Origin of the sequence: Streptomyces sp. TSRI0281 (assembly GCF_001905125.1) — a bacterium.
In the GTDB taxonomy this organism is placed as follows: domain Bacteria; phylum Actinomycetota; class Actinomycetes; order Streptomycetales; family Streptomycetaceae; genus Streptomyces.
Window position 1 is genome coordinate 273,841 of record NZ_LWLE01000003.1, and the last position, 25,308, is coordinate 299,148.

The 25,308-nt window shown below is 72.1% G+C and carries 24 protein-coding genes and 1 tRNA gene; 13 read left to right on the top strand and 12 right to left on the bottom strand.

The genetic code is table 11. The features are described 5' to 3' along the window. Nucleotides 1-66 precede the first annotated feature (66 nt). Nucleotides 67-140: transfer RNA gene (locus A6A29_RS09515), tRNA-Thr, on the top strand. A gap of 74 nt (nucleotides 141-214) precedes the next feature. Here A6A29_RS09515 and A6A29_RS09520 read toward each other — a convergent pair. From A6A29_RS09520 to A6A29_RS09540, 5 genes are all read right to left on the bottom strand, one after another. Continuing rightward, on the bottom strand, nucleotides 215-1,579 hold the full coding sequence (locus A6A29_RS09520; protein WP_073719555.1) for a cryptochrome/photolyase family protein: 1,365 nt from the start codon (nucleotides 1,577-1,579) through the stop codon (nucleotides 215-217). A gap of 191 nt (nucleotides 1,580-1,770) precedes the next feature. Beyond that, nucleotides 1,771-2,175 carry a GntR family transcriptional regulator gene (locus tag A6A29_RS09525; RefSeq protein WP_073719556.1) on the bottom strand — a complete coding sequence of 135 codons (405 nt, stop codon included), beginning with the start codon at nucleotides 2,173-2,175 and terminating at the stop codon, nucleotides 1,771-1,773. Nucleotides 2,176-2,222: 47 nt separating this feature from the next. Next, nucleotides 2,223-3,191: an ABC transporter permease gene (locus A6A29_RS09530; protein WP_073719557.1), complete on the bottom strand. Its 969-nt coding sequence runs from the start codon at nucleotides 3,189-3,191 to the stop codon at nucleotides 2,223-2,225. Beyond that, nucleotides 3,188-4,132, bottom strand: a complete 945-nt coding sequence (locus A6A29_RS09535) for an ABC transporter ATP-binding protein (RefSeq protein ID WP_073719558.1) — start codon at nucleotides 4,130-4,132, stop codon at nucleotides 3,188-3,190. The genes A6A29_RS09530 and A6A29_RS09535 overlap by 4 nt, the downstream gene beginning before the upstream one ends. A gap of 167 nt (nucleotides 4,133-4,299) precedes the next feature. Continuing rightward, complete coding sequence (locus A6A29_RS09540; protein WP_073719559.1) at nucleotides 4,300-4,611, bottom strand: hypothetical protein; 312 nt, start codon at nucleotides 4,609-4,611, stop codon at nucleotides 4,300-4,302. A 269-nt stretch (nucleotides 4,612-4,880) separates the two neighbouring features. On the opposite strand from A6A29_RS09540, the gene A6A29_RS09545 reads away from it, so the two are divergent. Then, complete coding sequence (locus A6A29_RS09545; RefSeq protein WP_073719560.1) at nucleotides 4,881-5,885, top strand: helix-turn-helix transcriptional regulator; 1,005 nt, start codon at nucleotides 4,881-4,883, stop codon at nucleotides 5,883-5,885. 118 nt (nucleotides 5,886-6,003) lie between these two features. On the opposite strand, the gene A6A29_RS09550 is transcribed toward A6A29_RS09545, so the two are convergent. Further along, on the bottom strand, nucleotides 6,004-6,648 hold the full coding sequence (locus A6A29_RS09550) for a response regulator transcription factor (RefSeq protein WP_073719561.1): 645 nt from the start codon (nucleotides 6,646-6,648) through the stop codon (nucleotides 6,004-6,006). Beyond that, nucleotides 6,648-7,934, bottom strand: coding sequence for a sensor histidine kinase (locus A6A29_RS09555; protein ID WP_073719562.1), 1,287 nt, complete (start codon nucleotides 7,932-7,934; stop codon nucleotides 6,648-6,650). The genes A6A29_RS09550 and A6A29_RS09555 overlap by 1 nt, the downstream gene beginning before the upstream one ends. 193 nt (nucleotides 7,935-8,127) lie before the next feature. Here A6A29_RS09555 and A6A29_RS46350 point away from each other — a divergent pair, with 193 nt between their 5' ends. Both A6A29_RS46350 and A6A29_RS46355 read left to right on the top strand, forming a co-directional pair. Next, nucleotides 8,128-8,439: a DedA family protein gene (locus A6A29_RS46350; protein WP_241838400.1), complete on the top strand. Its 312-nt coding sequence runs from the start codon at nucleotides 8,128-8,130 to the stop codon at nucleotides 8,437-8,439. Next, nucleotides 8,436-8,786, top strand: coding sequence for a DedA family protein (locus A6A29_RS46355; RefSeq protein ID WP_241838401.1), 351 nt, complete (start codon nucleotides 8,436-8,438; stop codon nucleotides 8,784-8,786). Before A6A29_RS46350 ends, A6A29_RS46355 begins: the two co-directional genes overlap by 4 nt. Here A6A29_RS46355 and A6A29_RS09565 read toward each other — a convergent pair. Then, nucleotides 8,732-9,493: a thioesterase II family protein gene (locus A6A29_RS09565; protein ID WP_107468172.1), complete on the bottom strand. Its 762-nt coding sequence runs from the start codon at nucleotides 9,491-9,493 to the stop codon at nucleotides 8,732-8,734. The two genes, A6A29_RS46355 and A6A29_RS09565, sit on opposite strands and share 55 nt — an antisense overlap. 242 nt (nucleotides 9,494-9,735) lie before the next feature. Between A6A29_RS09565 and A6A29_RS09570 the strand changes: the two genes are divergently transcribed. From A6A29_RS09570 to A6A29_RS09580, 3 genes are all read left to right on the top strand, one after another. After that, nucleotides 9,736-10,470 carry an ABC transporter ATP-binding protein gene (locus tag A6A29_RS09570; protein ID WP_073719564.1) on the top strand — a complete coding sequence of 245 codons (735 nt, stop codon included), beginning with the start codon at nucleotides 9,736-9,738 and terminating at the stop codon, nucleotides 10,468-10,470. Continuing rightward, nucleotides 10,464-12,959 carry an ABC transporter permease gene (locus A6A29_RS09575; RefSeq protein ID WP_073719565.1) on the top strand — a complete coding sequence of 832 codons (2,496 nt, stop codon included), beginning with the start codon at nucleotides 10,464-10,466 and terminating at the stop codon, nucleotides 12,957-12,959. Before A6A29_RS09570 ends, A6A29_RS09575 begins: the two co-directional genes overlap by 7 nt. A 110-nt stretch (nucleotides 12,960-13,069) precedes the next feature. Then, nucleotides 13,070-13,738, top strand: coding sequence for a class I SAM-dependent methyltransferase (locus tag A6A29_RS09580; protein WP_107468173.1), 669 nt, complete (start codon nucleotides 13,070-13,072; stop codon nucleotides 13,736-13,738). Here A6A29_RS09580 and A6A29_RS09585 read toward each other — a convergent pair. After that, entirely contained in the window at nucleotides 13,659-14,618 is a 960-nt protein-coding gene (locus tag A6A29_RS09585) for an AfsR/SARP family transcriptional regulator (protein ID WP_073719567.1), read from the bottom strand. The genes A6A29_RS09580 and A6A29_RS09585 overlap by 80 nt on opposite strands. Then, entirely contained in the window at nucleotides 14,619-14,753 is a 135-nt protein-coding gene (locus A6A29_RS47490) for a hypothetical protein (protein WP_274535793.1), read from the bottom strand. 937 nt (nucleotides 14,754-15,690) lie between these two features. Here A6A29_RS47490 and A6A29_RS09590 point away from each other — a divergent pair. Further along, nucleotides 15,691-16,707, top strand: coding sequence for a sulfurtransferase (locus tag A6A29_RS09590; RefSeq protein WP_079182672.1), 1,017 nt, complete (start codon nucleotides 15,691-15,693; stop codon nucleotides 16,705-16,707). Nucleotides 16,708-16,840: 133 nt separating this feature from the next. On the opposite strand, the gene A6A29_RS09595 is transcribed toward A6A29_RS09590, so the two are convergent. After that, on the bottom strand, nucleotides 16,841-17,614 hold the full coding sequence (locus A6A29_RS09595) for a phosphotransferase (protein ID WP_073719568.1): 774 nt from the start codon (nucleotides 17,612-17,614) through the stop codon (nucleotides 16,841-16,843). A gap of 275 nt (nucleotides 17,615-17,889) precedes the next feature. Here A6A29_RS09595 and A6A29_RS09600 point away from each other — a divergent pair, with 275 nt between their 5' ends. From A6A29_RS09600 to A6A29_RS09610, 3 genes are all read left to right on the top strand, one after another. Further along, the gene (locus A6A29_RS09600; RefSeq protein ID WP_073719569.1) at nucleotides 17,890-19,302 is read left to right on the top strand and encodes a carbohydrate-binding protein; all 1,413 of its coding nucleotides are present in this window, start codon (nucleotides 17,890-17,892) and stop codon (nucleotides 19,300-19,302) included. Nucleotides 19,303-19,419: 117 nt separating this feature from the next. After that, nucleotides 19,420-20,262, top strand: a complete 843-nt coding sequence (locus tag A6A29_RS09605; protein ID WP_073719570.1) for a dioxygenase family protein — start codon at nucleotides 19,420-19,422, stop codon at nucleotides 20,260-20,262. A gap of 273 nt (nucleotides 20,263-20,535) precedes the next feature. Continuing rightward, nucleotides 20,536-20,946, top strand: a complete 411-nt coding sequence (locus tag A6A29_RS09610) for a hypothetical protein (RefSeq protein WP_073719571.1) — start codon at nucleotides 20,536-20,538, stop codon at nucleotides 20,944-20,946. A 3-nt stretch (nucleotides 20,947-20,949) separates the two neighbouring features. Here the strand turns inward: A6A29_RS09610 and A6A29_RS09615 are convergent, their stop codons facing one another. Continuing rightward, complete coding sequence (locus A6A29_RS09615; protein ID WP_073719572.1) at nucleotides 20,950-22,674, bottom strand: bifunctional 3'-5' exonuclease/DNA polymerase; 1,725 nt, start codon at nucleotides 22,672-22,674, stop codon at nucleotides 20,950-20,952. Between the two features lie 87 nt (nucleotides 22,675-22,761). Between A6A29_RS09615 and A6A29_RS09620 the strand changes: the two genes are divergently transcribed. Both A6A29_RS09620 and A6A29_RS09625 read left to right on the top strand, forming a co-directional pair. Beyond that, a complete protein-coding gene (locus tag A6A29_RS09620) occupies nucleotides 22,762-23,676 on the top strand; it encodes an NADP-dependent oxidoreductase (RefSeq protein WP_073719573.1) in 915 nt (304 codons plus the stop codon). A gap of 408 nt (nucleotides 23,677-24,084) precedes the next feature. After that, the gene (locus A6A29_RS09625) at nucleotides 24,085-25,272 is read left to right on the top strand and encodes a DUF2786 domain-containing protein (protein WP_073719574.1); all 1,188 of its coding nucleotides are present in this window, start codon (nucleotides 24,085-24,087) and stop codon (nucleotides 25,270-25,272) included. Nucleotides 25,273-25,308 lie beyond the last annotated feature (36 nt).

The window sequence follows — 25,308 nt, forward strand, 5'->3', positions numbered from 1 at the left end:
GGAGCACCTGCCGAAACTGTGTAGACTTGGCGTCGCTGCTGATCGCACCATGGTGCGACAGGGCGCGCCGCCTTAGCTCAGTTGGCCAGAGCAACGCACTCGTAATGCGTAGGTCTCGGGTTCGAATCCCGAAGGCGGCTCAGAAGAACCCCAGGTCGGATAGTCCCTGACCTGGGGTTTTCTGGTGTCCGGGGTGCGGCGGGGGTGTGCCGTGTCACCGCTGGTCGCGGGCCTGCCTGAATCTGGCCAGGGCGTCGGGGAGTTCCACGAGGGGGGCCGGGTAGGCGTAGCGGGCTCGTTCCGGGGGTGGGAGTTTCCAGGGCTGGTGGATCGTGGCGCCCTCCAGGCCGGAGAGTTCGGGCACCCAGCGGCGTACGTAGTCGCCCTGTGGGTCGTGGCGTTTGGCCTGGGTGAGGGGGTTGAGGACCCGGTTGGGGCGGGTGTCGGTGCCGGTGCCCGCCATCCACTGCCAGTTGAGCTGGTTGTTGGCCACGTCCCCGTCGACCAGCAGGTCCAGGAAGTGCCGGGCGCCCAGGCGCCAGTCCAGGTAGAGCGTCTTGGTGAGGAAGCTCGCGGTCAGCATGCGTGCCCGGCCCGGCATCCAGCCCTCGTGCCTCAGCTGGCGCATCGCCGCGTCGATCACCGGATAGCCGGTCAGGCCGTCCCGCCAGGCCCGTGCCTCGGCCTCGGCGTGGCGCCAGTGGTCGTGCCGGGGGCGGTAGTCGGTGTGGGCCGCGTCCGGCCGGGCCGCGAGGACCTGGTGGTGGAAGTCGCGCCAGGCCAGCTGGCGTACGAAGGCGTCGGCGCCGGCGTTGGTGGGGTGGTCGGCCCGGTGCACCAGTTCGGTGGCGGACAGGGTGCCGAAGTGCAGGTGGGGGGAGAGCCGGGAGGTGGCGTCGGCCGCGAGGTCGGAGTTCCGGTCGGCGTAGGCGTCCAGGGAGCCGCGCAGCCAGGACGTGACGCGTTTGCGGGCCTCCCGCTCGCCGCCCGTCGCGAGACCCGGTGACACCCCGGTGACGGCCCGGCGTTCGGGCAGGTCCAGGGAGCCGATGTGCTCGGGGACCGGTACGGACCGCGGGGCGCCCAGGGGTTTTCGGACGGCCGTCTCCCGCCAGCGCCGGAGGTAGGGGGTGAACACGGCGAAGTGGTCCTTCTGCTGCGGGACGTGCGCCCCCGGGGGGACGACCGTGACCACCGCGTCGTGGACCCGGAGCGTGCGGCCCTGTCCGGCGAGGGCCGTGTGCAGCCGTTCCTCGCGCCGCCGCGCGTAGGCACTGGCGCCCCCGGCCACGTGCACCTCGTGGGCCCCGGACCGGGCGGCGACCGCGCAGACCTCCTCGACCACCCCGCCGGACCGCAGCACCAGCCGTCCGCCGCGTTCGCGCAGCCCGGCGTCCAGATCGGCCAGGCAGTCGGCGAGGAAGGCCAGCCGGTTGGGTGCGTCGAACCCGGCCGCGCGCACACCCTCGTCGAGGACGAACAGCGGCACCACCTGCTCGCTGTCCCGCAGCGCGGCGGTCAGGACCGGGTTGTCGCGCAGCCGCAGATCGGCGGTGAACAGACAGATGGACACGCTCACTTCGGCACGCCTCCCTGGCCGGGGAACGGAAAATCTCCGCCGGCCGTCCGGTACGACTCCCTGTCGGTCATATGACCGGCCCTTCTCGCTGGTGTCTCATCCACTGGTCCGGAGCGGGTCCGGCGGTGGATCGGTGCGCGAGGGGAACGTATCGGATGGTCGGCGGAGCCGGACCGGGACGTGCCGGTGGGTCAGGCGTTCGTGTCGGAGGGGTACGTGGCTTCGAACGCGGCCCGGAAGAGGGCGGTGACGTCCTGGCCGCTGAGCCCCTCGGCGTGTGCCTGCCGTATCCATTCGGACAGCGCGCTGTGCAGCGGGGAGTCGGGGCCCGTCAGGGGCTGCGCGAGGGAGCGGGTGATGAAGGTGCCCGCGCCCTGGCGGACCTCGGCGAGGCCCGCGCGCTCCAGCTCGCGGTACGCCTTGAGGGTGGTGTTCGGGTTGACCTTGGTGGTCGCCGCGACCTGTGCGGCCGTGGGCAGCCGGTCACCCTCTTCCAGGGCGCCCATCCGCAGGGCCTGTTCGACCTGGTGGACGATCTGGAGATACGTTGCGATTCCGCTGCGCCGGTCGATGCGGAATACGACCACGGACTTCACCTTCCGCTCGATGCCGACACTTTACGTAGAACGAGGGGGCGCGCGCCCTACAGGGGACGCCGGGAGACCCGCCACAGGGTGAACGCCGTCAGCAGTGCCGTTCCGGCGAGCAGAATGCCCGCGCCGGTCCACTGCATGGCCGCCATCTGGTCGTAGCCGAGGTACTCGATGACATTGTTGACGATGCCCTTTTCCTTGATGCACGCGTCCGTCGCCTTCTCGGTCGCCTCGGCGCAGGACCCCCAGCCGTAGAGGTGTCCGTCGGCGCTGCCGACCCATCGGTCCAGCTCATGTGACTCGGACAGCCGGGCCGGGAGCTCCTCGTTCAGGGGATAGGTGAACATGCGGGACGGAGCCAGGCTCGTCCGGAACTCGCCCCAGGCGACCTGGACGAAGGCGGCGAAGACGAAGGTCACCACCATGGAGGCCAGCAGACGGCGCAGCAGTACGCCGATGGTGATGCCCGCTGCCGTGAGGAAGAGACACAGGGCCGGGAGCATGGGGCCGGTGCTGTCGAAGATGGTGCCTTCCATCCAGGTGTACTGGAACACCGAGCGGTGGGGCTCCCACCACCAGGTGAAGCACACGGAGAGCACCGTCCCGGCCAGCAGGGCGATGCCGAGGCCCCAGGCGCACTTCGCGGCCAGCCAGCGCCGGCGTGTCACGGACTGGGTGGTGGCCAGCTGGGCGGTGCCGTTCTCCTGGTCGCCCGCGATCAGCGGGGCGCCGAGGAAGACGGCGAGAACGATCGGGATCGCGTTCAGCAGGGTGGAGAGATAGTCGTACTGCCGCCCCAGGGGCTGCTGCGGCGCCCCCTTCTCGGGCCAGCCCACCGCGTCGAGCGTCTGGATCAGGTCGGCGCGCTGGTACAGGATCCAGGCGGAACCGAGCAGTACCAGGGCGAGAAGCCCGGCCAGCGTGGCGCGGTGCTGGCGTACGAAGAGCCAGTTCAGGCCGCGCAGTATCCGGGGCCGGGAGGTCTTCCCGGTGCGGGGTTCGGTCAGGGTGGTGCTCATGCGGTCCTGGCCCCTTCGGCCTCGATACGGGCGCCGGGTGTGTACAGCGCGGGTGCGTCCGGCGAGCGGAGATGGGCGAGCAGCACTTCTTCGAGGCTGGGTTCGGTGATCTGCCAGGCACCGCCCAGCGGGCCCTGCGGCCGCACCATCGCGCGGAACTGGCGGCCCTGGATCCGGGCCTCGATCAGCGTGTGGGGGGCGAGTGCGGCGGGCAGCGCCCCGTCCTCGGTCACCCCGGTGACCAGGGTGTGCGCCGGGACCAGCGCGTCGGCGTCACCGGCCATCCTGATCCGGCCTCCGGCGACGACCAGCAGGTAGTCGCACATGTCCTCCAGCTCCGTCAGCATGTGTGAGGACATCACCACGGTGGTGCCGCGCTCGACGGCTTCCGCCATCAGCAGCGTGCTCATCTCGTCGCGGGCCAGCGGGTCGAGGTCCGACATCGGCTCGTCGAGCAGCAGCAGATCGGGCCGCTTGCCGAAGGCGAGCGCGAAGGCGACGCGGGTGCGCTGACCGCCGGAGAGCGTGCCGACCCGGGCGTGCATCGGTACCTGGCCCGAGCGGACGATGCGCTCGGCCGCCGCCATGTCCCAGCCGGGGTTGAGCTCGCTGCCCATGCGCAGCGTCTCGGCCACGGTGAACCGCTTGAACAGGGGCTTGTCCTGTCCGAGGAACGCGAATCTGGGCATCACCGCGGGGTCGTCCACCGGCACGCCGAAGACGCGCAGTTCGCCCTCGGTCGGTTCCACCTGCCGGGTGGCCAGTCCGAGCAGGGTGCTCTTGCCCGCGCCGTTGGGGCCGACGAGACCGCAGATTCGGCCGGCCGGAAGCCGGAAGGAGCAGTCGCGCAGGGCCCAGCCGCGCCGGTATCGCTTGCTCAGACCGCGGGCCTCCAGTGCCCACGTGCCCGAAGTCCCGTTCGGGGTGCTCGTGTCCGCCACGCGCCTCGCCTCGATTCCACTAGTCAACTAATGGAATCATTGTCTGCGGGGTGAGTGGGTGTCAAGACGGCTCGTGGTGGAGGGCTGTGCGGACAACGCGCGAGGCGCCGGCCGAGGTACCCCCCTGGGAACCTTCTCGGCCGACGCCTTGCGTGGTGGTTGCCCGGTTATCGGGTCCAGGGCAGGTCCGGGTCCGGCTCATCCGTGTCGGTGCCGGTGCCCGGGTCGGGGTCGCCGGACGTGGTGCCGACGGTGGCCGCGGCGAAAAGTGACGGCGGGGCCGGCGAGGGGGTGGGGCCGGTCCAGGGCAGATCGTCGTCCGTGCCGGCCGTCAGGGTGAGCGACGCGCCGGTCGTCGGGGCCGCCTTCGTCCAGGGCAGGTCCTCGTCCGTTCCGGCGTTCGCCGTACCGGCGAAGAGCAGGACGTTCAGGCAGGCCGCACCGATGACCGCCGCGAAGAAAGTTCTGTTCTCACGCATTCTTGAGATCCCCCTCGATTGCTGCTTCGTTCGTTCTGGTCAAACCGTACCCCACCCAATTTTTAACTACATTTTTCCGCGATTTCCTGCTGGGGAATCCACGCAAAAATGTGCCGAAACAGTGTGCGGCTAAGCTCCCCCCGAGAAGCCGGTGGGATGGGGTTGAATTCCCTCCGGTGCCGCCTGCTTCGGCAGTGACGTGGGCATCAGGGAAACGGTTCGTTCCTTGCGTGGTGTGGGGGAACGCCGTGGCACGGAGGGGGAGTGGCATGCTCAAGGAGATCGGGCTCGGCCAGGATGCGGAATACGCCTATCGCACCCTGTTGAAAGAACCGACAGCACAGGTGCAGGTGCTGGCGGAACAGTTCGGCTGGTCCGTCGACCGGGTTTCTTCCGCGCTCGCCGAGCTTTCCGATCTTTCGCTCGTGCGGCCGTCCTGGGAGAACCGCGGAAGTTCGCGGCTGGTGGATCCCGAACTCGGACTGAAAATGCTGATCCAGTCCCAGGAAATGGAACTGCTGAAACTCCAGCAGACGCTTTCGGAGAGCAAGCTCGCGGTGGCACGGCTCATCGCCGACTACCGGGACGAGGAGGACCGGCTCGCTCCGAGCACGGTGAAGCTGGCGAGCGGACCGGACGCGATCCAGTCCTGCATCGAGAAGGTCAGCCATGAATGCCGCGACGAGGTCGAGGTGTTCCTGCCGGGCGGCGCGCAGCCGGCGGTGAGCCTGAAGGAGTCCCGGCCGCTGGATCTCATGCTGCTGGAGCGTTCGGTGCGGGTCAGATGCGTCTACTTGGACAGCATCCGCAACGACCGGCCGACCAGCGAGTACGCCCAGTGGCTCGGCGAGCAGGGCGGGCAGGTGCGGACCGTTCCCCAGCTGCCGCTGCGGATGATCATCTGGGACCGGCGGGTGGCGCTCCTACCGGTGGATCCCCATGATCCGGACCGGGGCGCGTTCCTGCTGTCGAGCCCGGGGCCGGTCGCCGCCCTCCAGGCACTGTTCGAGCAGGTCTGGCAGATGGGCTCACGCTTCGGTGAGGAGCGCGACCGCGATCGCTGCCGCGATTCCGACGGTGCCCCGGCCGATCAGGAGGCCGCCGTGCTGGGGCTGCTCGCCGCCGGGCTCACCGACGAGGTCATCGCCCGCAAGCTCGGTGTCTCCGTACGCACCAGCCGCCGGATCACCGCCGAGCTGATGAGCCGGCTGGGAGCGCGCAGCCGGTTCCAGCTGGGCGCGCTGGCGGCGCAGCGCGGCTGGCTCGCGGGATGAGCGGAGCGACGCGGGTGGGGTGGGCGCGGCGGGCGGCGCGGGTGGGGTGGCGGGGCGGGGTGACCGGGTGACGTTCTGGTGGGTGTGGGCGGTCGGGGGGTGCCTGTGGGCGGTGTGGTCAGCCGCGCAGGTAGGCCAGTACGGCGAGGACCCGGCGGTTGGTGGAGTCGGACAGGTTGAGGTCGAGCTTGGTGAGGATCGAGCCGAAGTGCTTGCTGACCGTGCCTTCGCTGACGGTCAGGGCCGCGGCGATGGAGGCGTTGGACTTGCCCTCCGCCATCAGGGCCAGCACCTCCTGCTCACGGGCCGTCAGCCTCGACATGGGATCGCGGCGGTGCCGGATCAGCTGCCTGACGACTTCCGGGTCGACCACCGTGGCGCCCTCGGCCACCCGGTGCAGGGCGTCGATGAACTCCTCGACGTTGCCGATGCGTTCCTTGAGCAGATAGCCGACGCCGGTGCCGTCCGCTGAGTCCAGCAGATCCTCGGCGTAGGCGCGCTGGACGTACTGGCTGAGGACCAGGACGGGCAGGTCGGGCTGCTTCTTGCGCAGCTCGACCGCGGCCCGCAGACCCTCGTCGGAGAAGCCGGGCGGCATCCGTACATCGGTCACCACGATGTCCGGGCGGTGTTCGAGCACCGCCTCGGTCAGCTCCTCGGCCGTGCCCGCTCCGGCGACCACCTGATGGCCGAACCGCTCCAGGAGACCGACCAGGCCCTCCCGCAGGAGCACGCTGTCCTCGGCCAGTACGATGCGCAACATCAAGTCCTCGATCGGGCCGGTGAGCAGGGGACTTGAAGACGGAACACCGTGGGACCCCCGGGCGGACTGGACACTAGCAGGTGGCCGCCGAGCACCGAGATGCGATCGGCGACGCCCTGGAGACCCGTGCCGTCGACCGTGTCGGCGCCGCCGATCCCGTTGTCCTCGACCTCCACCGTCAGCCGGCCCTTCTCGGCCCGGCCGGTGACTTTCGCCCGGGTCGCGCGGCTGTGTTTGGCCACGTTCGCCAGGGCCTCGCAGATCGCGAAGTAGACGGCGGTCTCGATGGCTTCGAGCATCCGGCCGGGCAGGTCGAAGCTCACGTCCACCGGCACCGCGGAACGGTCGGCGATGTCCTCCACGGCGGCCTCCAGGCCCCGGTCGGTGAGGACTTGGGGGTGGATGCCCCGGATCAGTTCCCGGATCTCCACCAGGGCCACCCCCGCCTCCTCGTGCGCCTTGGTCAGCAGGCTGCCGAGCGGCTCGGCGGGGTTCTCCAGCCTGGCCAGGCCCAGTGTCATGGAGAGGGCGACGAGCCGCTGCTGCGCCCCGTCGTGCAGGTCGCGTTCGATACGGCGGCGTTCCGCCTCGAAGGCGTCCACCAGACGCATCCGGGAACGCCCCAGCTCCTGGATGCGGGAGTCGAGCCCGGACTCCGGGATGGAGAGCAACTGCCGGGTCAGTACGGCGCGTCCGGCGGCCAGCACGCCCAACGGATAGGCGAGCAGCGGGAGAAGAAGGACACCGGCGACCAGGGCGGCGAACGCCTCCGGGTAGGAGTCGGCGATCCAGAGCTTGAGTACGCGGGCCTCCTCGTCGCCGCCCGCGGCCATCATCGCGGGCGTGGCGATCAGGCCCCCGCACACGGTCAGGACGGTGCCGACGGCCAGCCCCTCAAGGGGCCACAGCAGGCAGGCGAACAGCAGTGCGTAGCCCAACTCCCGCCAGGTGGGCCGCTCCTGGAGCCGCGTACGCAGCCAGGAGTACAGCCCCGTGCTCCGCGGCTCGCGGTGCGGGCCGGGGATCGGGTCGCGGTCCAGGAGCCGGAGCCTGCGGCGTTCCAGGGCGGCCAGCGGGATGCCGGTGAGGACGAGGGTGAGGAGCAGGGGCACACCGATCAGGACCACGGTGAGCACGCTGCCCGCGAGGGCGAGCAGCAGCAGGGTGGCCAGCGTGGCGATACCGAGCGGCACGCTGGTCAGCAGATAGAGCGCCGAGCGCCACGGCCAACTGCTGAGGACATAGCGGCGCTGCTGGAGTGCCTGCCAGAGGCTGGGGGAGTGCATGAGGGCACGCTATGAGACGCCGTGCGGGCGGACCACCCAGCTAGCTCCACCCTTGGGGTGGGCACTGCCTCTCCCGGAAGAGTCCCCCCAGTTGCAATGTGCCCGACCCGCTCGCTCGGGTCTCCTTGAGGCAGTGGGCAGCCCACTGCTCCCGCCCCGCACTTCGGGGCCGTGCCACATCGAGGGGACTTCCATGGACTGGCTCCAGACCCAGTTGTCAGCCGTGCCTGTCTGGCTGACGCTGGTGATCGTGTTCCTGCTACCCACGATGGAACCGGTGCTTCCGGTGTTGGGCATGCTGCTTCCTTCCCAGACCGCTCTGGTGGTGAGCGGAGTGCTCGCCCACCACGGCACGCTTCCGCTGGCCGGTGCGCTCACCGTCGCGGTGCTCGGTGCGGTGGCGGGCAATGTGCTCGGTCATCTCGTCGGACGGATGTGGGGGGCAGGATCGCCGCCGGGCTGCCCGCCCGGGTCACGCAATCGCGCAAGTACCGGGCCGCGTTGAGCGCGGTCAGTACGTACAGCGGCCGGGCGGTGCTGCTCGGGCGGTTCAATGTGGCGCTGCGCACGATGGTTCCGGTCATGAGCGGTACCGTGCGGGTGCCCTGGGCGCGGTATCTGCTGTGGTCGGTCGTGGGCAGTCTGCTGTGGGCCCCGGCGTGTGTGGTGATGGGGCTCCTGGCGGGCAGTTCGTGGCAGCAGTGGGGCGGCTCCGGCGTACTGGCCGGCGCCTCGGTGCTGCTGCTCGTCACCACCTCGCTCCCGGCGCTCCTGTCGCTGCGGCGCGGCGGGACGGTTCAGAGGCGGTCGCCGATGAACGTCAGCAGTTCCGCCTCCTTCGGCACCAAGTAGAAGTGGTCGCCGGGAAAGACCCGGCTCTCGAATCCGGCCGTGGTGAGCGAGGACCAGGATTCCAGTTCCGCGACCTGGCAGCCCGGGTCGCGGTCCCCGCCCACCGCGGTGACCGGTGCCCCGAGCGGGGTGGTGTCGCGGGGCCGGTAGGACTCGATCAGCCGGAAGTCGCCCCGCAGGGACGGCAGCAGCAGCGGGCGCAGATCGGGGTCGTCGTACACGGACGAGGCCACGTCGCCCAGGCGCCGTGCCGAGGCGATGAGCCGCTCGTCGTCCAAGGTGTGCAGGGTGCCGCCGCGCTCGGTGTGGGGCGCGCCGCGTCCCGACACGATGACGCGGGCGGGGACGACGCCGTGCCGTGCGTCGAGGCGGCGCGCGACCTCGTAGGCGACCGCGGAGCCGAGGCTGTGGCCGAACAGGACGATCGGCAGCCGCCGCGCGCCGGTGACCACGGGTTCCAGCGCGTCGGTGATGCGGTCGGCCAGCTCGTCCATGGTCTCGACGCAGGGTTCGGCGAACCGCTCCTGCCTGCCCGGGTACTGGGTGGCGAGCAGTTCCACATCGGCGGGCAGACGTCCCGGCCAGCGGTGGAACAGGGTCGCCGTGCCGCCCGCGTGCGGGAAGCAGACCAGCCTGGCCCTGACCTTCCCGGCCCTCCGGTACGTCCGGAACCACTGGTTCCCATTTTCGGCGTCGATGACCGCCACGCGAATCCACCCCTTCGGGGCCTCGGCCGGCCCCACTCGTGCACGTCATGATCCGGCCTCGAAGTGGCCGACGGACGTCCTCGGGCGTGCAGGGTCCTGTCGGCGCAGCTTCCTGCCTTCCGGTTCGCTGCTTTTTCGGCACCGGTGCAGCCATCGTGCACAGAAAGGTGGAGCTATCTCCACCACCAAGATTCCGCTCCGCTCCGATGTGTCGGAAGCGCGGGCCCTATTGAGTGGACACCATGAATCAAGCAGCCGTCCGGCTCAGTTCGGTCACCCGGTCCTACGGCAAGGACGCCAGCGCGGTCACCGCGCTGGACCGGGTCAGCCTGGACATTCCCCAGGGCACCTTCACCGCCATCATGGGCCCGTCGGGCTCCGGCAAGTCGACCCTGCTCCAGTGCACCGCGGGACTGGACCGGCCCACCAGCGGCCAGGTGTTCCTGGGTGACACGGACCTGACCCGGCTCAGCGAGAAGAAGCTGACGCTGCTGCGCCGCAAGCGCATCGGGTTCGTCTTCCAGGCGTTCAACCTGCTGCCCTCGCTGACCGCCGAGCAGAACGTGGCGCTCCCGCTGCGACTGGCCGGGCGCCGTCCCAAGCGGGCCCAGGTGCTGGAGGTACTGGAACAGGTGGGGCTGCGCGAGCGGGCCGGGCACCGCCCCAGTGAGATGTCCGGCGGCCAGCAGCAGCGCGTGGCCCTGGCCCGCGCCCTGGTGACCCGCCCCGAGGTGCTCTTCGGGGACGAGCCGACCGGCGCCCTGGATTCCACCACCAGCCGGGAGGTGCTGTCCATGCTCCGCTCGATGGTGGACCGCGGCCAGACCGTGATCATGGTGACGCACGACCCGGTCGCCGCCTCCTACGCGGACCGGGTGCTGTTCCTCGCCGACGGCGTGGTGCAGGACGAGCTGTACTCGCCCTCCGCCGAGCAGGTCGCCGCGCGCATGACGAAGCTGGCGGCGGTCCCGTGCTGAGCCTCGCACTGCAGGGCATGAAGACCCGCTGGGTCACCTTCGTCGGCTCCTTCATCGCCCTGGCCCTGGGCGTCGGGCTCATCGCGACCACCGGGCTCGCGCTCGCGGCCACCTTCAGCGCCCCCGACCGGGGCCCCGAACGGTTCGCCCAGGCCCCCGTCGTCGTCCAGGCGTCCGACCGGCTCCGTGTGGACACTCCGATCGGCGTCCGTACCCAGCCGCTCGACAACCCGCGCCCGGTGCCCGCGAAGCTGGCCGCCGAACTGGCCGGACTCGGCCGCACGGTCCAGGACCGGACCTTCCCGGTCACCGTCGAGGACGCGAACCTGGACGGCGATGTCGAGGCGACGGTCGGCCACCCCTGGTCGGTCGCGGGCTCCACCCCGTACCGACTCTCCGGCGGACGCACCCCCTCGGCGCCCGGCGAGGTCGTCGTCACGGCCGGGCCCGGCGCCGATGTGCGGACCGGGGACCGGATCCGGGTCGCCACACCGGCCGGCACCGGCACCAGGACCGTGGTCGGCACCGTGGCGGCCGCGGGCTTCGAGACCGCTGTGTTCTTCACCGACGCCGAGGCCGCCAGGATCTCCCCGGCCATCGACGCCGTGGTGGTGCACGCCGCCGCCGGCAAGGTACGGGAGGTGGCCGGCGAGAAGACCGGCCTGACCGTCCTCACCGGCGACGACCGGCGCCGCGCCGACCCCGACCCGGACCGCGACGACGAGGCACTGGTCTCCGTCAACGCGCTGCTGGGCACCGCGGCGGCCATCACCGGCTTCGTCTCCGTCTTCGTCGTCGCCTCGACGTTCTCCTTCGCCGTGGCTCAGCGCAGGCGCGAGTTCGGCCTGCTGCGCACGGCGGGCGCCACCCCCAACCAGGTGCGCCGGATGGTGTACGCGGAAGCCGTCGTCATCGGCGTCCTGGCCTCGGCCGCGGGCTGCTGGCTGGGGGCCGCCGGAGCGCCGCGGCTGGCCTCCTGGATGGTCGATGTGAAGATCGCGCCGCACTGGTTCGCCATCGGTGACCAGACCTGGCCGCTGCACACCGCCTTCTGGACCGGACTGTTCGTGGCGATGGCCGGGGTACTGGTCTCCTCCTACCGGGCCGGGAAGGTCGGCCCCACCGAGGCGCTGCGCGAATCGGCCGTCGACAGCCGGGCGATGCCGGTGAGCCGCTGGCTGATGGCCACGCTCGTGCTGCTGACCGGACTGGGCCTGCTGGGCATGGCGCTGGTCTCCGACCCCGGGGACGTACTCAAGCGCAAGACCTACATCACCCAGCCGATGCTGCTGATCGTCGGGTTCGCCCTGTTCGCCCCGGTCCTGGTGCGGCCGCTGACCCGGCTGCTGACCTGGCTGCCCGCCCAACTGCCCGGCGCCACCGGCGTACTGGCCAGGGAGAACGCCGCCGCCGGAGTGCGCAGGACGGCGGCCGTGGCCGCCCCCGTCATCATCACCGTCGCCCTCGCCGCCTCGCTCATGGGGACGACGGCCACCATCAACGAGGCCAAGGCCACCGAGGCGCGCAACCACACCGTCGCCGACTTCGTCGTGGCCTCCGAGGGCGAAGGCCGGGCGATCTCACCGCAGTTCGTCCAGCGCACCCGGAACATCGAGGGCGCCACGGTCAGCGCGTCGCGCTCCACCGGGGTGACCGTGCTCGAAGAGGGCACGGCGCTCGTCAAGTCCGAGGCCAGGGCGGTCACTCCGGCCGGGCTGGCCGCCGTGTCCGACCTGCCCGTGGTGGCGGGCCGGCTCACCGACCTCGACGACCGCAGCATCGTCGTCAACGAGGAGTGGCTGACCACGACCGTGGGGCAGCGGGTCTCCGTCTGGCTGGGCGACGGCCGCAAGGTCTCGCTCAGGGTCGCCGCCGTCCTCGGCACGGGCACCGGAAGCAACGGGGTGTATCTGACCCCGCGCAACGCCGCGGGCGCGGGCATCGACCGGATCGACGTCAAGGTGAAGGACGGCGCCGACCGGGAGGCCGTCGCCGCGGCCCTGCGCGAGGCGGGCGCGGCCACCGGGACCGAGGTGCTCACGAAGAGCGCATGGGTGGACGAGCACTACCCGCGCTCCAGCGAGAACACCCGGCTCGGGCTGCTGATGATCCTGGGCATCGCCCTCGTCTACACGGGCATCGCCCTGGCCAACACCCTGGTGATGGCCACCTCCGACCGGGTCCGCGACCTCGCGGTGCTCCGCCTCTCCGGCGCCACCAAGGCCCAGGTCCTGCGCCTGGTCGCGGTGGAGGCGCTGGTGGTGGTCGCGGTGGGGGCCGTGATCGGCGGTGCCGTCGCCGGGCTCAATCTGCTCGGGGTGTGGGGCGCGCTGGGACTGCTGGACGTGTGGTCGGCGGTCGTCGTGCCCTGGGGGACCGTCGGCGCGGTCGTCGCGGCCAGCGCCGTACTGGCCACCGTGTCCGCCGTCCTGCCCGCCTCCTTCGCGCTGCGCGTCCGGCCGGTCGAACTGGCCGGGATGCGCGAGTAGTCCGGGCTCCGGCAGGGCCCGGAGCGGTCCGGGGCCGACGGCGGCCCCGGGCCGTCCGGGCCCGGGACAGCGAGCGGCCATCACCATACGAACCTGAGAGGCAGAGCACGTTGACGAGCGACACCGGGGTGATGCTCCATGAGTTTCTGCGGTCCCCCTTGCAGGTCGGCGCGGTGGCGCCGAGCTCGCGCAGGCTCGCTGCGGCGGTCACGGCACCCGTACCCGAGGCCGGTGACCCCGTGGTCGTCGAACTCGGCCCGGGAACCGGCGCGTTCACCGGAATGATCCAGGAGTTGCTGGGCGGACGCGGTCACCATGTGGCCGTGGAGATCAACCCCCGGCTGGCCGACTCCCTGCGCAGACGCTTCCCACGGGTCGAGGTGCTCACCGCCGACGCCTCCCGGCTGCCCCGGCTGCTGGCCGAGTGCGGCCACGGCACGGCGGACGTCGTCATCAGCGGTCTGCCCTGGGTGTCGCTGCCCGGACATGTGCAGCACGAGACGCTCTGCGCCGTCCGCGATGTGCTCCCGGTGGACGGGGCGTTCACGACCTTCGGATACGTCCACGCGATGCGGCTCGCGCCGGCCAGGCGGTTCCGCCGGATGCTCGGCGTGAACTTCGAGGAGGTGGTGGCGGGCCGCACCGTGTGGGGCAACCTGCCGCCCGCCTTCGTCTACCACAGCAGGCGTCCGCGCGACATCAAGCCGATCCGCCGGCTGTACGGGCCGGAGGGGCACGGCTGCACCTGCGTGGCCACGGGCGGCACGGGGCACTGCTGACCCCGTACCCGGCCCCGCCCCCCCGGGGCGCTGTCTGTGCGGGGGCGGGTGCGGGGGCCGGGGTGTGCGCGGGGGTGCGGGCCGGGGTGTGCGCGGGGGCGGCCGACATGCCCCGGTCCGCGTTCGTGTCCACGGTCGCGTCGGCGGGGGCGGGAGCGGGCGCGGGGGAGGCGGCGCGGAAAGGGGCGAGCGAGGGGAACAGGAGGGCGGCGGCGGGGGGTGCGGTGGCGGCGGGCCGCTCGCTGAACCCCTCCAGCTCGTTCGCGTCCTGAAGGATCTGCTGGTGCAGTTCCTGGAGCGCGGGTCCCGGTTCGATGCCCAGTTCGTCGACGAGGGCCCGGCGCCCCTCCCGGTACACCTGGAGAGCCTCGGCACGCCGTCCCGCCAGGTTGTGGGCGTGCATGAGGTGGGCCCTGGCCTGCTCGCGCAGGGGGTGCTCCTTGACCAGAGCGGTGAGCCGGGTGATGACCGAGTGGTGTCCGCCCAGGCGCAGTTGCAGTGCGGCGTATTCCTCGTTGATGTCCAGTCGAAATTCGGACAGTTGCGTGACCGTGTCGTCGATCCGGTCGCCCGCCAGTCCCTCCAGTACGGGCCCCCGCCACAGGGCCAGGGCGTGCTCGAAGAGAGCGGTGGCCTCGTCGAGGCGTTCGTCGTGCGCCGAGGTCAGACGGGCGCGGGCGACGGATTCGCTCAGATCCTGAAGATCGATATAGCAGTTCTTCGAATGGAGGATATAACCAGGATGCCGCGTCTCGATCAGATCTTCGACCGAAGCCTTTTCCCGGAAAAGCTTACGAAGCGTAGTAATGCAAATGGCGATTTGGTTACGTGCGGTGGTCGGCGGAGTCCCCTGCCACACGGCCTCCGTCAGGGCCGCCACCTATACGGTGCGGTCCGGGGAGAGCAACAGCGTTGCCAGTACGGCCCGTTGGCGCGCGCTGCTCACCCGGATCGTCTCGCCGTCCGCCGAAATCTCCAACGGCCCCAGCAGTTTGAAGGACAGCGTGCGGGTCACTGCATGTTCCCATCCCGGTCGTATGCCCCACGGCATTCGGGCGCCATGAACCGTTCCTGTACGAGGTGGCTGGAACGCGCACGCGGACGGTCGGGCTCCGGAATCGTGATGCACTGCTGCGTCCGGGAGCCGGTGCGACCACCGGGTATCGCCCCTGACACTCCGGTCCCCTGGCCGGTCGGCCCGTAACTCGCGGACGGCCGAGCGGCGTTGGTCGAAAGCGGGCAATGGGCAACAGGAAGCATGTTTCCAATGATCACTACATGCGGCACAAAGTCAATGCAGATTCCTCGCATCAATGCGTGTCGCGTTTCTCGGCATAATTTGAGCATAGTGGGCGTCGGGTGGGCGGGCCGGTCTCCGGGTGGCCTCTCCGGCCGCGGCCCGCCGCGAGCCGTCGGATGGGGCACGCGTACGCCCCTGAGCAGGTACGACGAGGTCGTCGTCGCTGTCCGGCGCGCGGCGGCAAGATCGTTACCGTACCTGCCCCGGGTGGATTTCGTGCGGTGGGGTCCAATCCGGCGGGGAATCCTGTGAACCGGTATTGCGGAAGCCGGTCACGCGGCGGAGACCTCGGGCGCGGTTACCCGGAATGCAATAGTCCGCAGCCTGTTTCGGTCGCTTTATCCGGTATCTTTCGATGAATCGATGCAGGGTGTTCGGCGGGCCGGATATCGGTGACGGATAGTGATCCCACGGGGTTCCGCGCAGGGTTCCCCGCCGGGCTCTCCCCGGAGCTGCTCACAGGTATTGTCGGCTCCCCAACGGCGCGGAATGAAAGGGCTGTTGGAGCGGATTCTCCGGACCCTTCGGCCGGTATAGCGCAATGGCCGGTGCCGTCGTTCCCCGGAGTCCGCACGCCCGCGCGGCGTGGTAATTGGCGGGCGGATATGGCGGGGCGAGCACCGCGCCGGAGAGCGCGGGGAGCACGCGCGGTATGTTCCTGGACCTGGACGATGTCCCCGGGCCCGGACGCCGGTCCTGCCCGGACGCCGGTCCTGCCCGGACCGGTACGCCTGGAGTGATCGTGGTCGAGGACGAATCGCCGTACGCCCGCCCGAACGGCGGCGCCGTGCCCCCGCTGCCCGGAGCCCTGCCCGGAGCCCTGCCCGGACCTCTGGTCGCTGTCGGCTGGCTCGCGCCGCGCCTGGGGACGCCGGGCCTGGTGGTGCTCGACGCGTCGGTGGGCGCCCACCGCGGGGCGGACCGGCGCATCCCGGGCGCGCGGACCTTCGACATCGACGGGGCGCTGTCCGACCCCTCCTCACCGGTGCCCCATACGATGCCCGGCGCCGACCGGTTCGTACGGGAGCTGCGCGCCCTCGGCGTAGGTGACACGGACACCGTCGTCGTCTACGACGCGGCGGGTGTCTACTCCAGCGCCCGCGCCTGGTGGATGCTCCGCGCGATGGGCTTCGACCGGGCCGCCGTGCTCGACGGCGGGCTGCCCGCCTGGGTGGGGGCCGGGCTGCCGGTGGAGGAGGGCGCCCCTGGCCCCGCACCGGCCCCGGGAGACTTCACGGCGCGACCGCGCGCGGGGCTGTTCGCCGACAGCGCGGACGTGGTGGCGGCCCTGGCCGAGCCGGGGACGGCGGTCCTGGACGCCCGCTCCCGGGAACGGTTCTCGGGCACCGCCCCCGAGCCCCGTGCCGGGCTGCGCGGGGGCCATATGCCGGGGGCGGTGAACCTGCCCTTCGGGGAGCTCCAGCACGAGGGCCGGATGCGCCCGGCGGCGGAACTGCGGGCCGTCTTCGGGGACCTGGTGGGGGAGCGGGAGCGGCTGGTCCTCAGCTGCGGGTCCGGGGTGACCGCCTGTGTGCTGGCGCTGGGGGCCGAGCTGGCGGGTTACCGCGGGACGGCCGTGTACGACGGATCGTGGAGCGAGTGGGGCCTGCCGTCCCCGCTCCCGGTCGTCCGGGAGCAGGGCGGGACGGAGGCCCCGCGCGGCATGTGAGGGCGCGAGGGCGTCCGGGGAAGGGGAGAGCGCCGGCCCGGCACGTGAGCGGTCGCGGACCGGCCCACCGGCGGCTGCAAGTCACCGCCCACCGCCCGCACGTCCACCCCGCCCCTCCCCCCCCGTATCCGGATCACGGCACATGGCTCCGTACGAGCGCCACCGCCTCGTCCAGCGCCCCTGCCTCGGGCTCCGTCAGCCGTGGGTCCGCCGCCCGGCGGGCCCGTGCGCGGGCCAGGTCGGCGACGGACACACCGCCGTCGGCGGCCAGTTCCGTCAGCAGCGCCGTGAGCAGTGACCGGACGCCCGTGGCCGCGGGCGCTGCCGGAGTCCGGGGCGCTCCCGTCGCCGTCCCCGCTGCCTCCGCCGGGTTCGCCGCCTCCTGTGCCGCCGGCCCCTTCCCCGCCACCAGGAACGCGGGGTCGAGGGCGACCTGGGCCAGGATCAGGGCCGACATGGCCCGGTCGAGCCCCGGCGGGCCCTCCACGGTGTTGCTCCAGTCGATGACCACCGGCCCCCGGTCCGTCAGCATCACGTTCTCCGGATGCAGGTCGAGGTGGAGGATGCGCTCCTCCGGGTCCGGGGAGAGGCGGGCCGGTATGGCGTGCAGTTCGCGCAGGAGCCCGGCGAGCAGCGCGCCGCCCTCCGCCGCCTCCAGCGCGCCCGTCAGCAGGGCCTCGGCCATCGTCGGACCGGTCAGCCGTTGCAGCACCAGATCGGTGGCGCGGGCCCCGTCGGCGCGCGGGCCGATGCGGGGGACCGGGAAACCGAAGGCGCAGAGATAGGACATCACGGCCAGTTCGGGGGTGGTGTCGGTGCTGTCGCGGTAGCGGCGAAGGACCCAGGAGCCGTCGAGTGCGTACACATCGGCGGTGCGTCCCGAGCCCAGAAGTTGGCCTGTGTGCATGGGGCCGAACCTACCCGTGCGTACTCGCGAAAGGGAGCCGCCGGAGGTCCCCGGTGCTGATCGGGCGCGTAATCGCCGGTCGGCCGGGGACTCCGGGGCCCGCCCCATAACGCGAAGTGAGGGGGTGAACGGGATCTCCTCGGCCCTCCGGTGCGCGACTACGGTTTCGGCAATTCCCGAGACCGGCTCACCCCGGGTTCCCCACCCGGGAGCCCGGCACTCCCCTTGGGCCGCCACCCCCCGAGCCCAAGTGCCCCGACACCGAGGAGAGTTACGTGGACAACGCCAAGCTCCGAAGACGCGCCCTCGCCGCCTGTACCGCCACCGTCGCGGTGGGCGCGCTCGGTCTCGCCGGTCTGACCGGTGTCGCGTCGGCCGACCCCACCGGCGCCGCGACCCCGGCCGCCGCGGCCGGCCTCTCGCCCGGTCTGCTCCGGGCCATGGAGCGCGACCTGGGCCTGGACGCCGACGAGGCGAAGAGCCGGATCGGCAACGAGTACCGGGCCGCGGCCGTCGCCGCGGGGCTGGAGAAGTCGCTCGGCGCCAGCTTCGCCGGAGCCAGGGTGAGCGGCGACCGGGCGACGCTCACCGTCGCCACCACCGACGCCTCCGAGACGGCGAGCATCACGAAGGCGGGAGCGCGGGCCGAGGTCGTCGGCCACAGCCTGGACCGCCTCGACGCGGCCAAGGCCGCGCTGGACACGGTCGCCCTGCGCAAGGCGCCCGCGGGCGTGCCCGTCTGGTACGTCGACGTACGCGCCAACCGGGTCGTCGTCAACGCCGCGAACCCCCGGGCCGCCGACACGTTCCTCATCGCGGCCGGGGTCCGCCGTGATCTGGTGACCGTCGCCGCGTCCACCGAGCAGCCCCGTACCTACGCGGATCTGCGCGGCGGCGACGCGTACTACATGAACGGCTCCGGCCGCTGCTCCATCGGCTTCCCCGTGAAGCGCGGCACCCAGAACGGCTTCGTGAGCGCCGGTCACTGCGGCACCCCGGGGGTGAGCACGAGCGGGTACAACCAGCAGGCGCAGGGTTCCTTCCAGGGCTCCACCTTCCCCGGCCGCGACTACTCCTGGGTCGCCACCAACGCCAACTGGACGCCGCGCGCCCTGGTGAACGGGTACGGCAACGGCGATGTGACCGTCACCGGCTCCACCCAGGCCGTCGTCGGCTCGTCCGTCTGCCGCTCCGGTTCCACGACGGGCTGGCACTGCGGCACGATCCAGCAGCTCAACACCAGCGTCACGTACCCCGAGGGCACCATCTCCGGGGTGACCCGCACCAATGTCTGCGCCGAACCCGGCGACTCCGGCGGCTCGTTCCTCACCGGCAGCCAGGCGCAGGGCGTGACCTCCGGCGGTTCCGGCAACTGCTCCCAGGGCGGTACGACGTACTTCCAGCCGGTCAACCCCGCGCTCCAGGCGTACGGGCTGACGCTGGTCACCAGCGGCACGCCGACCGACCCGCCCACCGACCCGACCGATCCGCCGACCGACCCGACCGATCCGCCGACCGACCCGACCGATCCGCCGACCGAGCCGGGCGGTACCTGGGCGGCCGGGACGACCTACGCCACCGGCGCCACGGTGACGTACGGCGGATCGACCTACCGCTGTCTCCAGGGCCACCAGGCGCAGCCGGGCTGGACCCCGCCGAACGTCCCCGCGCTCTGGCAGCAGGTCTGACCGACCCCGCGCCTCCCCGCGCACCGCACTCCTTTCCCCTCCGTCCCGCCTCTCCTCGCTCTGCCTCGCTCTGCCTCCCCGTACCTCCCCGCTCCGAGGAACCCCGAGGAATCCGACATGACTCCAGAAGCAAGCGACGACCTCCCCCACAACCGCCGGATCAGCCGTAAGAGCATCCTGAAAGCCGCGCTCGTCGCGAGTGCCGCTCCGCTGCTCGCCGGAGGGGGCGTCGCGCTCGCCCGTGACGCCGGCTCCGGCGGTGCCCCGCTGACGCCCACCCCGGCCTGCGACGACGGGGACGACCCGACGCCGCCGCAGATGGAGGGCCCGTACTTCAAGCCCAACTCCCCGCTGCGCACCAGCCTGGTGACACCGAGCACCCCGGGCATACCGCTCACCGTCAGCGGCTATGTGTTCGGCCGGGCCTGCAAGCCCATCGCGGGAGTCCTCCTGGACTTCTGGCAGGCCGACACCAACGGTGCGTACGACATGTCGGGATTCGCCTTCCGCGGCCACCAGTTCACCGACAAGGGCGGGGCGTTCAGCCTCACCACGATCGTGGCGGGCCTCTACCCCGGCCGCACCCGGCACATCCATGTGAAGGTCCAGGCCCCCGGCGGCCGGGTCCTGACCACGCAGCTGTACTTCCCCGACGAGCCGCGCAACAACACGGACGCGCTCTTCGATCCGGCGCTGCTGATGAACGTGCGCAGCGTCGGGAACGGGCGGCAGGGCACGTTCGACTTCGTCCTCGACATCGCCCAGACACCGGACCCGACCGATCCGCCCACCCAACCCCCGACCGACCCGCCCACGGGCGGAACGTGGTCGGCCGGGGCCTCCTACCGCGCGGGAGACCGCGTCACCCACGGCGGGGTCGCCTACCGCTGCCTGCAGGCCCATGTGGCCATGGCGGGTTGGGAACCGCCGAACGTCCCCGCGTTGTGGGAACGCGGGTAGACGCGCGGCAGCAGGTGCGCACCACCGCCCAAAGGGCCCCGTCCACGTGAACTTCCGCGTGGACGGGGCCCTTCCGCCGTTCGTCTGAAACATTTCCGGGGACCCGTCGCGTCGAAGGGGTGCGGAGGCGGCGAACCGCTCGCCGAGCTGAGCAAGGCCGAGGAGTGGCGCCGGCTGGCCCTGGAGCTGAAGCCGGACAGGACGGACAGCGACAAGAGCCCAGGGACCCCGCCCGCGGGCGCCCCTTCCCCGGAGCTCGACTACACGAAGCTCATGCCCACCTTCCGCAAGCTCCTGCCCAAGGGCCTCCCGATCGTGGAGAAGCGGCACGAGGGCGACGAGTACGCCTATGTCGTCGCCGACGACGGCAAGGGCAGGTCCCTGGTGCAGATCAATGTGCAGCGGGACATGCGGGACGCCGCCGACGAGCTGTATGCCGGTGCGAAGACGCTGCCCGACGGCACGAAGCTCAAGACGGCCAAGCAGCCGGGGGAGAAGGGCGGCGAGGGCGTCGTCTGGTGGACGGCCGACACGATGCGCACGGACGGCATGCGCGTCGTCGTCTCCGCGTTCAACTCCGGCGAGCAGTCGACGCCCGCCACCCGCGCCGAGCCCGCGCTGACCATGAAGCAGCTCATCTCGCTGGCGACCAGTACCCAGTGGCTGAAGCTCCAGCAGAAATAGCGCTCACTTGGCGTCGGAATACCGCTCCACGACCGCTGTGGTGAACGGGAACCGCACCGGTGTCGTCCCGAAGGCGGTCCGCCCGGCCAGCTCCCCGGCCGCGCGGATCGCCTCGACGACCGTGTCGGCCTCCTCGGCCGGACAGTGCACGATCACCTCGTCGTGCTGGAAGAACACCAGCTCGGCCCGGAGACCGGCCGTGGACAGCGTCCGCCGCAGGGCGGCCAGGAGCAGCAGGGCCCAGTCGGCGGCGCTGCCCTGCACCACGAAGTTACGGGTGAAGCGCCCGCGGGCACGGGAGTTGGACGAGGCGTACCCGGGGATGAACTCGCCGTCGCGTTCTCCCGCACGTCCTCCCTCGGCGCCTTCCCCTTCCCCCTCCTCCTGAGGAATCCCGGCCTCGCCGTCCGCGTCGTCGTCCGCCCCGACGGCGGGCGGGCTGGTGCGGCCGAGCCACGTCCGTACGAGACGCCCCTCCTCGCCGGCCTTCGCCGCGTCGTCGACATAGGCGACGGCGCGCGGGAAGCGCCGCCGCAGGGCCGCCAGATTCTTCAGGCCGTCACCGGACGTCTGGCCGTAGATCGCGCCGAGCAGGGCGAGCTTGGCGTGCTCCCGGTCGCCGTGGAACGCCCGGTCGGACAGCGCCTTGTAGAGATCGCCGTCATGACCGGCCACCTCCATCAGACCCGGATCGCGGGAGATCGCGGCCAGCACCCGCGGCTCCATCTGATCGGCGTCGGCGACGACGAGGCGCCACCCGTCGTCGGCGACGACGGCCTGCCGGATCACCTTGGGGATCTGCAGCGCTCCGCCGCCATTGGTCGTCCAGCGCCCGCTGACCGTGCCACCGGGCTGGTACTCCGGACGGAAACGTCCGTCGCGCACCCAGTCCTGGAGCCAGCTCCAGCCGTGCGCCGTCCAGATCCGGTACAGCTTCTTGTACGCGATGAGCGGCTCCACCGCCGGATGGTCCAGCTCCGCGAGCTCCCAGCGCCGGGTCGACTTCACCTTGATTCCGGCCTGCGCGAACGCCTTCACGACATCGGCGGGCAGATCGGGGCGCACCCTCCTGCCGAACGCCGCCGACACCTCGTCCACCAGCTCGGCCAGTCTGCGGGGCTCCCCGCCGCCCGCGTACCGCTCGCCCAGCAGGTCGTTCAGCACGTCCCGGTGCACATCGGCCCGCCAGGGGAGGCCCGCCCGGTGCATCTCGGCGGCCACGAGCATCCCGGCCGACTCGGAGGCGGTCAGCAGCCGCATCCGCTCCGGGTGGGCGCTCGCGTCATGACGCCGCACCTGATCGGCGTAGACCGCCAGGAGCCCTTCGAAGGGCACATCGGTCCCCGAGGGCGGCTCGAAGAGCGAGGACTGCGAGCCCGGTTCGGCGGAACGGGGCGGTGGGTCGGGAGGTACCGGAAGACGGCTCAGACGGGCCCAGGCGGCGGCCGCGGACCGGGGCTCGCCCAGCCGCCCCGCGTGCCCGAGCAGCAGCAGCTCGGCGCACTCGATGTCGTAACACCGCTCGACCCGCACCCCGGCGGCGAGCAGCCGGGGATAGATCTCGCCGGTCGACCGCCATACCCAGCGCGCCACATCGGGCCGCGACCGGACCGCCTCGACGAGGTCGGGCTCGGCGAGGACAGGACCGGCGGGCGTGCCGTCCCGCTCCAGCGGCACGAGAAGCGCACCGCCGCCCTCTGCCGTGGCCAGAGCCCACCGTTCGGTCATGGCTCCGAGTCTGGCAGCCGCCACTGACAGCGGCCCGGACCTCACCTCCGGGTCGCCGGACGGAGGACCGGCCGCGAGGATCGAGAAATGGAAGCGATCCTTTACGAAGAGTTCGGCGGCCCCGAGGTCCTGCACCTGGCGCAGGTGGACGAGGTGCGCCCCGGCCCCGGCCAGGTACGGGTCAGGGTCCGGGCGGCCGGGGTCAACCCGATCGACTACAAGATCCGGCACGGCTGGATGGAGCCGGTCTTCCCCACGCCGCTGCCCGCGACGCCGGGCAGCGAGTTCGCCGGGGTCGTCGAGGAGACCGGCGAGGGCGTCACCGCCTTCGCGCCCGGCGACGAGGTCCTCGGCTGGAGTGCCACCGGCGCCTACGCCACCCACGCCCTGGCGGACGTCGGCTCCCTCGCCCCCAAACCGGAGGGCCTGGCCTGGGAGGAGGCCGCCGCGCTGCCCATCGCGACCGAGACCGCGTCCCGCGTGCTGGACGAACTGGCGGTGGCCGAGGGCGACACCCTCCTGCTGCACGGCGCGGCCGGAGCGGTCGGCTCCGCCGCGGTCCAGCTGGCGACGGCCCGCGGCGCCACGGTCATCGGCACCGCGTCCCCGGCCAACCACGACTACCTGCGGGTCCTGGGCGCGGTCCCGGTGGCGTACGGGGACGGCCTGGTCGAACGGGTCCGCGAGCTGGCACCCCAGGGCGTGGACGCGGTGTTCGACGCCTCGGGCCGCGGCGCGCTGCCCGACTCCATCGAACTGCGCGGCGGCACGACGGACCGGATCGTCACCATCGCGGACGCCGACGCGCAGAAGCTGGGCATCACGTTCTCCGCAGGCGGCACCGGCCCCTCCCCGACCCGCCTGACCCGCAACGCCCGCCTCGCGGCCCTGGGCGAACTCCGCGTACCGGTGGCGCGGACCTTCCCCCTGGCCGACGCGAGAACAGCCCACGAACTGAGCGAAGCAGGCCACGTCCGAGGAAAACTGGTCCTCCTCCCCTGAAGCCCGCCCGGAGCCCCAGGGCCGGCAACGCCAGCCCCTCCGGCCAACCTCAGCCCGCCCGGCGCTTGAGGGCATCCTTTCCCGAGCCCCGGGGGCCGGCGTCCCCATCCCAGCTCCGCCGCCCACCCCCGCACCCCCCAACCCCACTCCCGCCGCCCCAATCCCAGCCCGTCCGGCGTTTGAGGACACCGAGCCCCGGGGCCGGCGACCTCACCCCCAGCCCGTCCGGCGTTTGAGGACAGCCCGACCCCCGGGGCCGGCGACCCCACTCCCAGCCCCTCCGGCGTTTGAGGAGCGGGGCCCGGGGCAGCGCCCCGGTTTCGGGAAGGGGCGGGTAGGGGACAGGCCCGCCGCAGGCGCCCCACCCGCACCACGGCCGCGCCGCCCTCCCCCGCCTACCCTGACCGCATGGACCCGGTGATCGACCACGCATTCGCGGCAGCCCTCTACTCCGACGGCGACCCCGCCCTCGACACCGGCGCCTCCCTCCTCGCCGCCGCCCCCACGGCCGACGACGCCCTGCACCACCGCGGCGAGGAGTTCGTCCGCCGCGCCTGGGACCGCGGCTGGCACCCCGCCGACCTCGTCCGCTTCGTCCGGCGCGAGCTCGACGAGAGCCGTGCCGCCCTCGCCGCCACCCTGATCACGGCCGAGACCGCCCGCTACGCCGCCCTCCCGCCCCGCTGGGGGGCCCAGCTCGCCGACCTCCCCGCCCCCGTACCGCGCAACCGCCCCGACCGGTTCTCGTACGCCGTCGGCCTGCTGGAGCTGTACCGCGTACTGCTGCGGCTGCCCTCGATCGAGCCCGTAGGACCGCCGCCCGGCACGGTCACCGACCACCTGCACCTGCCGCCCGCCCACGACGAGCCCCGCATGCTCACCCGTATCCGGGCCCTGCTGGCGAAGGCGGAGGCGACCGGTTTTCCGGAGGAGGCCGAGGCGCTGACCACCAAGGCGCAGGAGCTGATGGCCCGGCACAGCATCGACGAGGCGCTGCTCGCCGCCCGGAGCCACAGCACACAGGCGCCCGGGGCCTGCCGGATCGGGGTCGACGCCCCGTACGAGACGGCGAAGGCGATCCTGCTCGACGCCGTGGCCTCCGCGAACCGCTGCCGGGCCGTGTGGAACAGCGACCTCGGCTTCACCACGGTCGTCGGCTTCGAGCCCGACCTGGAGGCGGTGGAACTGCTCTTCACCTCGCTGCTGGTGCAGGGCACGGCCGCGATGACCGCGGCGGAGGCGGGTCAGCGCGCCGGCGGCCGTAAGCGGACCAAGACCTTCCGGCAGTCCTTCCTGATGGCGTACGCCCAGCGCCTCGGCAGCCGCCTCGCCGCCGACACCGAACGGGTCACCGCGGCGGCGGACGCCGGCACCGCGGACGGCGACGGCGGCGGCACCGCGACGGGCGCCCCCGGCGGCCTGCTCCCCGTCCTGGCCGCCCGGGACGTCGCGGTCACCGACACCGCGGAGCGGATGTTCCCGCGCACCACCACCACCCGGGTCCGGGGCGCCACGGACATGGCGGGATGGACCCATGGCACGGCCGCCGCCGACCGCGCCCGGATGGGCAGACGCGAAGGTGAAATCGCCCCATAAGGGGGGCTTGTCCAAGATCCCGGCTAGGCTCGGGCC